This window comes from Caballeronia choica (assembly GCF_001544535.1).
In the GTDB taxonomy this organism is placed as follows: Bacteria; Pseudomonadota; Gammaproteobacteria; order Burkholderiales; family Burkholderiaceae; genus Caballeronia; species Caballeronia choica.
Window position 1 is genome coordinate 56,700 of the sequence record NZ_FCON02000037.1, and the last position, 9,706, is coordinate 66,405.

The following is a 9,706-nucleotide window of genomic DNA, read 5'->3' on the forward strand; positions in this document are numbered from 1 at the left end:
CCCCGGGTTGTGGATTCACCAGGACTTCATCGTGATGCAATCGGGCCGCGCTGCCTCAGGTCGATGTTGCATCGGCGGGGCGACCACGCGAATTTCTGCACTCGACCCACAAGCGACGGCAGAGTATCTTGATTCCGGACACTGAAACCAATTGTGAGACGCTGGACCAGGATGCTTGCCCAAGCTGGGACGTCATTCCGTCCGACAACCAGTAAAGGCCCCTTTGGAGCCTTTACTGGTGCTGCCATTCCTCGAAGCACTGGCTCAGGGCTTCTCAATCGCGCCGATGTCTACTAGAGCCTGTCGTATCGCTGACGATAGACGCGGAGCTAACAGCCTCACGCCGTCTTGTGTCAGATGGTCGGTGTCCTTGTATAGCCCAACTCCGTCCTTGACCGTAAAGCACGTCTGCTGATCGCAAAGCGCATCGAAAGGGTCGACCAGCGTTACATTGCCAACCTGCCTGGCGATGGCGGCAATCTGTTTGCCCCGTTCAACGATATCCGCCTGCTCCGATCGGGGAATGGTCATGTCCGGTATCTCGTGACCGGCCGCAACCTGCATGCGCGCCCACACGCGCGGCAAATCGCCCCGAGGATTCGGCACCGCTGTAACGAGCACCATCTTCCCACCTCGCCCCGCAAGGACGGTGGCGATATTCTTCAGCACGTTCCCTTCGTAGGTCGGCTCATATCTTTGCCAGTCGCCGGCCACCACCACGAGCTTGATCGAAGGGGTACGGTTGAAATGGTCAAAGGCGAAATTCGCGTATCGCTCACACCCCGGAAAAACTTCTGCCCCGGAACCCGGAAATACCTTTCCCCTGAACGGAGGACACCCACCGAGCGTAGCAACTATGCCGGGAACATGCGTCTCAGCCGAGACGCCGTCTACAACCGGCTGCACCATGTTGGAGAACGAGTCGCCCCACAGCATCATCGTTGGGCTCGCGCTCGATGCCATGCCGCCCAAACCGCAGAAATCGCCCGGTGAATGCTTAGTGCCGTCCACGTCTCTTTGACACTCATACGAACGCGGTCCCTCGCTCTTCATTGCCGTCGACGCAGCGCGAAGGTAGGGCGGCAACCTGCTCTGCAGGCCGTCTGTCTTGTTGAGAACCGCAGCGAAGGCGAAGCCCGAGGCAACGCCGGCAGCGAGCAACACAGTGATGGACACATTGCGCAGCCGCTTTCGTCCTGGTTGCTCGATACATGCGTAGGAAATCCATCCAGCCGCGATCGAAGCAGCGATCAGAAGCGTCACCTGTAGGGGCGACGGGTCGGCACCGGCACGCTCGCGGAACGCAAGCAGGATCGGCCAGTGCCAGAGATAAACCGAATAGGAAATTGCGCCGAGGAACTGAAGCGGCCAGCTGGAAAGAATCGTCGTCAAGAAACCTTCACCAGCGTAGATGATGAGCGCCGTTCCTGCGACAGGGAGGATCGCCCGCCAGCCGGGATAGGGGTTGTCCGCTTGAAGACCGAATACCGCGGCCCCCAGGAGGGTCGCGCCGGCGAGCGTCACGATGTTCGCCATGGCACCACTCGGCCTGACCGCGAGGAGCGCCACCACCGAACCAGCCATGAACTCCCACGCGCGGCCCCATAGCAGGTAGAAGGCGCCCGGTTGATGCGCTGGTGTATGAGCGACGCACCATGTCAGCGACGCTACGGCAAGAACGCCGAATAGCAGCCGTCCCGCTACCTTCCGCCGCGCCCCGGCCGCTGGCCAGAACAACGCGCAAGTGATTGCGAACACCAGATAGAACTGTGACTCAACAGCAAGCGACCACGTATGCAGAAGAATGTTCGAGTGCGCGTCGGGCGCGAAGTATCCGCCCGCGTCGCCGAGGAAAGCGTAGTTCGAGCGGAACAGGAGCGCCGCCGTGCCGTTGCGCACAAGTCTGCTGAAATCATCGGGCAGGTAGAACACCGTCGCCCATATCCAGCACCCAACCACCGTCACGAGTAGCGCCGGAAATATTCGGCGAAGCCGATTCAACAGGAACTGAACGGCTGAGAATTGACGCTTTTGAAGTCTGGTATGTGCGATCGTCGTTAGCAGGAAGCCCGAGATAACGAAGAACACATCGACGCCGACATACCCGCCGTCAAAATACGTGACGCCATAGTGGAAGAGAACGACTGATATAACTGCAATCGCGCGTAGGCCGTTTATGTCTTTTCTAAATTCCATACTTGGCTGTCGGGCCGGCTCGTGCCGCCCAAACTTAAGTGTGTTTTAACGTAGTTGCGGGGTTCGCCCTCATTCCCGCATGCGCGCGACAAAACCTGGCAGTTTAGCGGTTTCTCGGGCGGGCTTACCCCGCTACTCCCTCAGAGCCGCATTCCAGAGAGCGAACGAAGCGACTCGGGTGCGAGGAAAAGCGCTTGATGGCGTGACTTTAGAGATTCGGCTTCCGAAAGCCCACCGGAGCTGAGAGAACTTACCACTTGCGGCGACCAGCGTAGAGGCGTCACCGACAAGGCAGTGGTTTCCTCCGTTGGCGAAGATGAGATAGGTAGGCCGACACGATAGGCGCGCCTTGTGTTGCCTATGCATTCAGCTCAGTTGGTCAGCGATTCAAGCTGCTATATCAATTGACCGATTGCGGCCGCATGCGGTCAAACGCAGAAGACCCGTTCGTTCGAATTCTGATTCTCGCCAATCGCGCGTTTGCTGATTTTTTTCGCGGCGCTGTGGGAAATCCGCCAGTCGCACGCTGAGCAGCTCGCGCACTTCTGCCGGCCGACAGGCCACACTGGCCGCGAGTACGAAACGCCGGAGACCGAGGAAGACGAGGTCGAGGCAGCTGAACGGCGGGTCGAGAATCAGACCGGCGAACAAGTCCAGTTGTGCGTCGACCAGCTAACTAACACTTGATCAACGGGCTGCGATCTCGAACAGACTTCGCCCAACGAGCTTGGATACTTCGTCTGGCGCACCCGAAAAAACACTTTCGCCGATCGCCGCTATGTGTATCAGCCGCGAAACGGCGCTTGTTCACGATACTCCGCTCTCGTCATCTACTCGAGAGTCATAAGGTAGCGCGAGACTTTGATATCTGGACCGAATTTGTATCCGATCACACTCTGAAACCCACTTTCTTCGACGACTTTTCCTCCCCGACTCGTTCTATTTTGATCTTCTTGCTGAAAACTCCGGTGGTGTCCGGCCGTAAATTGAGCTCATCACTCAAGGTCTCTGCAACCCATAGCGCCCATGTCTCGGGGAGGTCACGACTTTCCTTGTTTGCCTTTTCGGCCTTTTCAGCACCCTTTGGACTTCTGGGCACAAACTTGTCCAGGTTTCGGCCCGAAACGAAGCGAATGGTCCCGCCGACGGCCGCGTTGCCCTTGATCGACCATCCGACGACCTCTTCCTCGCGCAGCCCCGCTTTAACACAAGCGCTTTGGTGAGCCAAGCCGTCCATTCTGGCCCTTTCCATGTCCGGAAGGATGATTGCCTTCTTCCCGTACACGCCCTCCACCTCGGCGATGGGAACCGTTTTCAGCGCGCCGCTCTCCTGCCAAATCGTCTTGTAGTTGGCCGGATCCCCTTTGATTTGGGTGAACACCGGATAGAGATGAAACTGGCCGTTAATCAATGAAGTCACGCCGACGAATGAATCATAACGACGACCCTTACTCAGGTTCCACAGTTCCGTCGACTCGGCGGTCAGTGAACCCTTAATCTTTTTGCCGTCGAAGCCGACGATTTCTTTACGCGGCAACCGCTTGCGCTCTTCCGGAGCGGGCGTTGTAACCGTGGTAACCGTCAGTCCCATCGCGCTCGTACTAGAAGGCGTCGGTGTTCGCGCGGCCGCCGCCGGCGCTCCATATGAGAAGGAACCTGGCGGCGGCTTGAAAGGCTTGGGCGGTAAGCTAGACATCGTATTACCTCCTCGCGACTGAGGGTTCTTGCAGCGAATAGCAGCGTAGCACTTTCGGACATTATCGTTTGGCCGGCAGCATCTGCACTCCCGTGCGCGAATTGATCTTGCGAGTCGTCAATCGCCACGGATCTCCAAATCGAAATTTAATCGTCGAGGTTGCTTATCAGGCAGTGTTCCGTAATGGTTGTAAAGTCAGAAAAGCCGCTGTGGAATTCCTTTCCGGAAAGATGCGTCCAAAGCCCGCTAGTCGAAAGATAGCGGCTTTTTGCGTTCTTTGGTGTGGCGAGGATGCGCGACAACACTGCATCGCTTCGGTGCCTCCACCACAAGTCAGACGCAGCAGCCACACCAGAGAGCGCACACGCCGGCCAGACCGCAACGACCCTGCGAGCATCGTGGATGCGGCGCACTCGTGCCGGGCGGGTCGAGCTACTGCTCGAAGCACAAGGCAGACGAGATCAAATGGAAGCCTGATGCGGTGCGCGGCAATCGCCATGCGCGTGGGTACGACAACGCATGGGTCAAGCGTCGTGAGCGCATCATGCTGCGCGACTGCGGACTGTACCAGCCATGCCGTCGCGCCAATCGCGTGACGATCGCTATCGAAGTGGACCACGTTGTGCCGAAGGCGCAAGGCGGGACGGATGACGACAGCAACCTGCAGTCGATCTGCAAGGCCTGTCACAAGGACAAGACGGCGCGCGAGCCGAAGGCCCGCTGACCCGCTGAACCCGACGCAGATCGCGAGCCACTGCCGCATCGTCGGCAGGCCGACAGCGGCCCGCGTCGTGGTCGGCAGCGCGGCGCCCGGCGGCCAGGGGGGCGTCAAAAGCTTGGTGCCATAGGCTTCGGGACCGTCCGTCCAGCCGGATTTTCACACCCGCGAAATTAACAATTCAGGAGTTGGCCCATGAGTGGGGTTGCCACGGTCCCCGGCCGCGGCAGAAAACCCAAGCCGACGGCGCGGAAAATCGCCGCCGGAAATCCCGGAAAACGCATGCTGAATAAGGATGAGCCGGATTTTGGCTCGGTCACGAACCTCGATCCGCCGGAATGGATCAAGGGCTACGCCGCAGAGATGTGGATGTGTGACGCCGCTGCTCTGCGCGCAACAGGTGCTCCAGTGGACCGATTTGGAAGTGCTGGAGACGTATTGCTCAGCGTACGGCGATTGGCGGCGCGCCTGCGAGGATCTGGATAGTAATGGGCTCGTGGTGTTGAGCTCCCAAGGTTCGCCGATCAAGAATCCGGCCGCGACGGTTATTCAAGTCCCGACTGACGCACCGGTGATGATCGGCTACACATACGTCGAGGGAAAATTTACAGCGCCTCCGGTACTGCCGCTTTCCGCCGACGACCTTAAAGCGCTGAATACCGCGACGCGTGACGCGCTCTCGCGCTCTCCGCGGTGGCAACGAATCAGATTGCGACACTGACCGATGCGACTGACCGACATCGTTGAAGAGGTGGACCCTGCAGACGTCGCCGAGTTGAAGAAGAGGAAGCAATATCGGATCGCGGTCAACCGAGTTGACCTGTCACAGAAATCTCCTGTGTGGCCAACAACGCCTGCGTGAGATCCAGGCGGCATGGTGAGCGGGCAGCCGGCTGATCTTGGAACCGATGGTGCGCACCATTGAGAAAGCCCCAAGGTCCTTTCGGACCGTGGGGCTTTAGTGATCAGTTGCTGAATGGACCAGCCGACTTGATCACTGGCACTATTTTAACAGCCCTCTGATAAGGGCGATGAGCACCGGAACATCGACGGAATCGTCGGCGGCGGGGAGCCTGCGCGGCTCCGTTCTTTAGGCTAGCGACGTCGTAGCACGACAGCGTCTTGGAATAGCAACGACCGCGGGTGGAACGAGACGACATCGAACCATTCTTCAACTGCAGATGTTAGGTTCTGAAGGGTGTTGTATGTCGCCTTGTAATACGAACTCAGTTCCTGCCCGAGCGCATGGTCTTTGAGATGATCCGCGATTCCTCGCTTTGACATTTCATCGATCAAAGGCAGCGACCATTCGTTAATGCCGGTTTGCAGCACGTGGAATGGCGACATGAAGCTCAAAATGCAGAGGCCACCCGTTTTCGTGACCCGGCCCAACTCCGCCAACCATGCGTTTCTAGTTTCTTCCTCGAGGTGGGTAATCACCGACAGACCATACACGAGGTCAAACGACGCATCGCGGTATTCCATCTTCGGCATGAGAGGAATTCTCTGGAACTCCGCGACTGTCGGAATGTTCTCTAGGCACCATGAAACATTGACTTCGTCAATGTCTGCGCCGTAAAAGGTCCAGTTCGGGCGCTCAGCGGCTAGAAATTGAAGGACCCGCGCTGCGCCACACCCCCAATCCAGGACTGAAGCCGATTGCGGAAGATTGGTAACGTCGTCAATGACTCGCAGAAGCTGAGTTGCCGTCGTCAGGCCACCGGACGCAAAGCGCATAAACGTGTCGTCTCCTCCGGCAACTCGTCGCGCTCGGTCCGCCCCTGCGAATTTGAACATAGCTGTGTCAGCCTTGCTGGGCACTACACCAAAGGCTAACTTGGTCGCGGCGAGAGGAGACGAAGAACGAGCTGCGTGAACGATTTGGCGTTCGTCGCGTAAGTCCGTGACATAACTTGCCTGTAAAACGGTGCCGTCGAAAAACCAATACCGGTCGGCACTTTCCGAGCGCGCTGGTTTAGCAAGCGTGTGGGCAGGTAAGCCATTACTGTACAGATGGACGTCTTCGGTGATGGAGGCCGGGATGAAAAGCTCGCCTTCGAGACTTACTCGGCCGTCTGTGGTGTCGACAAGAACCGGTCTCCAATAAGGCTCGTCCAATGCAGGGATTCCATCTATCAAGTCGTAAGCCTTGTCGAGAGCCTCTCGATTTGTGGCCGTGAAGACCCTTGCATGAAGTACGGTATCTGCCTCAACGTCCGTAATTTCGACATCGTCTCCGTCGGTAAGTCCGGGACGGCGTAACAAGAAAACGTAAGCGAGTTTCCCGGACCCCAGCCCAGCTTCCTCCAAGTCCTTGCGATAGCGGTCTGACGTAGTTTCAGCGACCAACTTGCCGTTAACTCTCAGGCCCAAGCGGACCGGTTGGTCGTCTTTCTTGCACCAACCGGCGATGAAACCAGATGAGATCTGGTCTAAATGGAATTGCATGCGCGCTCCAGTCGTTTTTTCAAGAGATACCGAGGTACCTCGCGGCCTACTTGATTTTCCGGACTTTACGATACATCACAAGGAACTGATATTCAAAAACGAGCCGCCCTTCGCGACGGTTTTTTTATGCCCGCGCGGCGCAACAGGAGAGACGCCAGATGCAGGAGTTCTGGAACGAGGGAGTGAAGTCGATCGTGACTGCCCTCGGCAGCGTGGGGACCTTTAGGGTTGGCGGCCGAATGTCATGTCAAGGGCGAATGATTGGCGTTGGTGGATCTTCGGCACTGCCATCGCCGGCGGCGTGGCGGGCGTGCTCGCGACTGGCTACTTCGTTGAGCAATGGGGCATGGCTTCCGAGCGTGACCGGTGGCAGGCGGAACGCGCGGCGTACCTCGAAAGGTTTCCCAAGTTCAGCAGGAGCAGCGCGCGTCCCGTACGCGCGAATACGAAGCCCAGTTGCACGGCATCCGCGCTCGCGATATCGAGCGCGACAAACGCGTTGCGCTGCTCAGCCAGCAGAACGGCATCTTGCTCGACTTCGTCGCGACCTGAAGCGGCAGCAAAACCACCAATGCGGCGCGCAGCAAGCAGATCCTGCAGGCGGCGCAGGCTGCGGCGGAGAAGGCTAACGAGGCCGCAGTGAAGCAGGACGCCACCGCGAAGAAAGTCGACGAGGCCGCGAGCGCCGCGAAGGCCGTCGAAAAGCAACTGGACACCGCGACGCGAGGCGCTGCGGCCGTACCGCCCCAACCCTGGGCAGGCGGTCGCCGGCCCTAGGAGCGTTCGATCCAAGGTTGCGCAATTTTGTGCAGGCCCTTCAGTGCAACTTCAGATCCAACTCAACGGACCCGGCCTCGCGCCGGGTTTTTTCATTTCAGAGGCCATCTTGAAACTCATTCCGTTCACGAACCTGCGGCTCAGCTTGCCGACGGGTGGGAAAAGCTCCACAAGCGCGGCACGGTCATCGCCGGCGCAGCGTTCACCGCGCTTGCCGGCGCGGGCCCGCTCATCTCTCAGGCGTGGCAGGGTATGCCGCGCGAGCTGCGCGACGTCATCCCACAGAACGTGCAGCAGTGGATCGCCTACACGCTCTTCGGCCTGACGTTCATCGCCATCCGCTACACGTCGGTGCGCCGTGTGCCGAAGGTGGGCGGCGAAGGCACGGATCACGCCTGAGGTCGCAGGCGGGCAGAACGTCTGCGCGTTCTTCGACATGCTCGCCATCTCGAAGGGTACGTCGATCGATCCCGACAGCGACGACGGCTACAACGTGATCGTCGGTGGCGCGCTGTTCATCGGGTATGCGGATCATCCGCGGCGCCTGGTGCAGTTGCCGCGCCTCGGCATCGCGTCGACGGCTGCCGGCCGCTACCAACTGCTCGCCCGCTACTTCGACGCCTACAAGAAGCAGCTCGGCCTGCACGACTTTTCGCCCATGTCGCAGGACAGGATCGCGATCCAGCAGATCCGCGAGCGCCGCGCGCTCGATGACATTGTCTCCGGCCGGCTCGAAAGCGCTGTAACGAAGTGCTCGAACATCTAGGCGAGCCTACCCGGCAACAACTACGGCCAGTACCAGCACACGATCGAGACGCTGCGCGCGGCCTACATCCTTCGCGGAGGCACGACATGCTGACGTTGATCATGCAATTCGGTCCATGGGTGCTCGGCGCGCTCGGCCTGCTCGCGGGGTTCATCAGCCATACGCGCGCGAAGGCGGCCACCGCGGAGGCAAAGCAGAAGGTCGCCGAAGCGCAGGCCGCCACGGAGCAGGCCAAGACTCAAACCGCCGAAGTCCGCGACGGTGAAGCACACGTCAATGCCGCCGCCGCACGCGCCGGCGCCGAAGCATCGAAGGAGAGAGCCCATGTTGAGAATGACGTTGCTGCTATGCCCTTTGCGCCGCTGCTGACGAGCTGCGCGACGAATGGAGCCGACCTGGCGAAGACGCCGGCCGCGGAGCCATTGGTGCAGGTCAAGACCCGCTTCGTTGACACTGCGTGCGACTGGACGAAACCGATCTACGTGAGCTCGACCGATGTCCTCAGCGATGAAACCGCCAAAGCAATTCTCGCCCATAGCCGCGCTGGTGCCGCGCAGTGTGGCTGGAAGCCGACCGGGAGGTGACGCGCATGAGGCGGGATAGCGAGATTCTCGCGCGCGACCTCGCAGTCGCGAAGAGTTGTCCGGAAGGCGGCGGCGTGGTCCCTTGGCAGAAAAATGCACACCGCGGTTTCTCGACGACGTCACCCAACTCTCCGAAACCCTTGTGCCATCGATGGTGCCGGGGACCGGACTTGAACCGGCAAGCCGTGAGGCGGCGGATTTTAAGTCCGCTATGTTTACCAATTTCATCACCCCGGCAGGGCGGACGCGATTCTACCATTGCGCCGTGGGCGGGCCAATCGCGCGGCACGGTGCTGCGGGCGGCGGGCCGGTCAATTGGGGCGGGGGTTTGTTTCGTTTCGGGGGCTGTGTTCGGGTGCTTCGGCGACAGGTCCGCCGAGTCCTCTCGAGGGTCTTTGAAGCGACGAGCGCGAGAGTGCGCAGCGCCCGCGTTTGGCCACAAAAAAGAGCCCAGGCTCCGACGAGAACTGGGCAAAGCCGCTGACACACGTCGGCGGGAGGTCTTTGGACTCCAACGAAAC

Annotated in this window: 10 protein-coding genes, 1 tRNA gene and 1 pseudogene; 8 read left to right on the forward strand and 4 right to left on the reverse strand. The window is 59.6% G+C overall.

What is annotated here, in order from left to right; genetic code table 11:
• Positions 1-264: 264 nt before the first annotated feature.
• Positions 265-2,196, reverse strand: a complete 1,932-nt coding sequence (locus tag AWB68_RS18090) for an acyltransferase family protein (RefSeq protein WP_087645721.1) — start codon at positions 2,194-2,196, stop codon at positions 265-267.
• 480 nt (positions 2,197-2,676) lie between these two features.
• Between AWB68_RS18090 and AWB68_RS18095 the strand changes: the two genes are divergently transcribed.
• Entirely contained in the window at positions 2,677-2,883 is a 207-nt protein-coding gene (locus AWB68_RS18095; RefSeq protein ID WP_087645722.1) for a hypothetical protein, read from the forward strand.
• 202 nt (positions 2,884-3,085) lie between these two features.
• Here AWB68_RS18095 and AWB68_RS18100 read toward each other — a convergent pair whose 3' ends face one another.
• Positions 3,086-3,892, reverse strand: a complete 807-nt coding sequence (locus AWB68_RS18100) for a hypothetical protein (RefSeq protein ID WP_125482963.1) — start codon at positions 3,890-3,892, stop codon at positions 3,086-3,088.
• A 373-nt stretch (positions 3,893-4,265) separates the two neighbouring features.
• Here AWB68_RS18100 and AWB68_RS18105 point away from each other — a divergent pair.
• The 3 genes and pseudogenes from AWB68_RS18105 to AWB68_RS51425 form a co-directional block, all read left to right on the forward strand.
• Positions 4,266-4,616, forward strand: a pseudogene (locus AWB68_RS18105) (HNH endonuclease); the annotation flags it as partial.
• 367 nt (positions 4,617-4,983) lie between these two features.
• Positions 4,984-5,331 carry a phage terminase small subunit P27 family gene (locus AWB68_RS18110; protein WP_235028397.1) on the forward strand — a complete coding sequence of 116 codons (348 nt, stop codon included), beginning with the start codon at positions 4,984-4,986 and terminating at the stop codon, positions 5,329-5,331.
• Between the two features lie 3 nt (positions 5,332-5,334).
• On the forward strand, positions 5,335-5,472 hold the full coding sequence (locus AWB68_RS51425) for a tail fiber assembly protein (RefSeq protein ID WP_125482964.1): 138 nt from the start codon (positions 5,335-5,337) through the stop codon (positions 5,470-5,472).
• Between the two features lie 233 nt (positions 5,473-5,705).
• On the opposite strand, the gene AWB68_RS18115 is transcribed toward AWB68_RS51425, so the two are convergent.
• Positions 5,706-7,058, reverse strand: coding sequence for a class I SAM-dependent methyltransferase (locus AWB68_RS18115; protein ID WP_087645724.1), 1,353 nt, complete (start codon positions 7,056-7,058; stop codon positions 5,706-5,708).
• Positions 7,059-7,424: 366 nt separating this feature from the next.
• Between AWB68_RS18115 and AWB68_RS46575 the strand changes: the two genes are divergently transcribed.
• The 4 genes from AWB68_RS46575 to AWB68_RS49520 all read left to right on the forward strand — a co-directional run bounded on the left by AWB68_RS46575 (position 7,425) and on the right by AWB68_RS49520 (position 9,185).
• A complete protein-coding gene (locus tag AWB68_RS46575) occupies positions 7,425-7,610 on the forward strand; it encodes a hypothetical protein (RefSeq protein ID WP_125482965.1) in 186 nt (61 codons plus the stop codon).
• Between the two features lie 252 nt (positions 7,611-7,862).
• Positions 7,863-8,234 carry a DUF7940 domain-containing protein gene (locus tag AWB68_RS51865; RefSeq protein ID WP_445344359.1) on the forward strand — a complete coding sequence of 124 codons (372 nt, stop codon included), beginning with the start codon at positions 7,863-7,865 and terminating at the stop codon, positions 8,232-8,234.
• Positions 8,194-8,601: a glycoside hydrolase family 24 protein gene (locus AWB68_RS18130; protein WP_374729583.1), complete on the forward strand. Its 408-nt coding sequence runs from the start codon at positions 8,194-8,196 to the stop codon at positions 8,599-8,601. The genes AWB68_RS51865 and AWB68_RS18130 overlap by 41 nt, the downstream gene beginning before the upstream one ends.
• An 86-nt stretch (positions 8,602-8,687) precedes the next feature.
• Complete coding sequence (locus AWB68_RS49520; RefSeq protein WP_235028399.1) at positions 8,688-9,185, forward strand: hypothetical protein; 498 nt, start codon at positions 8,688-8,690, stop codon at positions 9,183-9,185.
• A gap of 152 nt (positions 9,186-9,337) precedes the next feature.
• Here AWB68_RS49520 and AWB68_RS18140 read toward each other — a convergent pair.
• Positions 9,338-9,422, reverse strand: a tRNA-Leu gene (locus AWB68_RS18140).
• Positions 9,423-9,706: the final 284 nt, after the last annotated feature.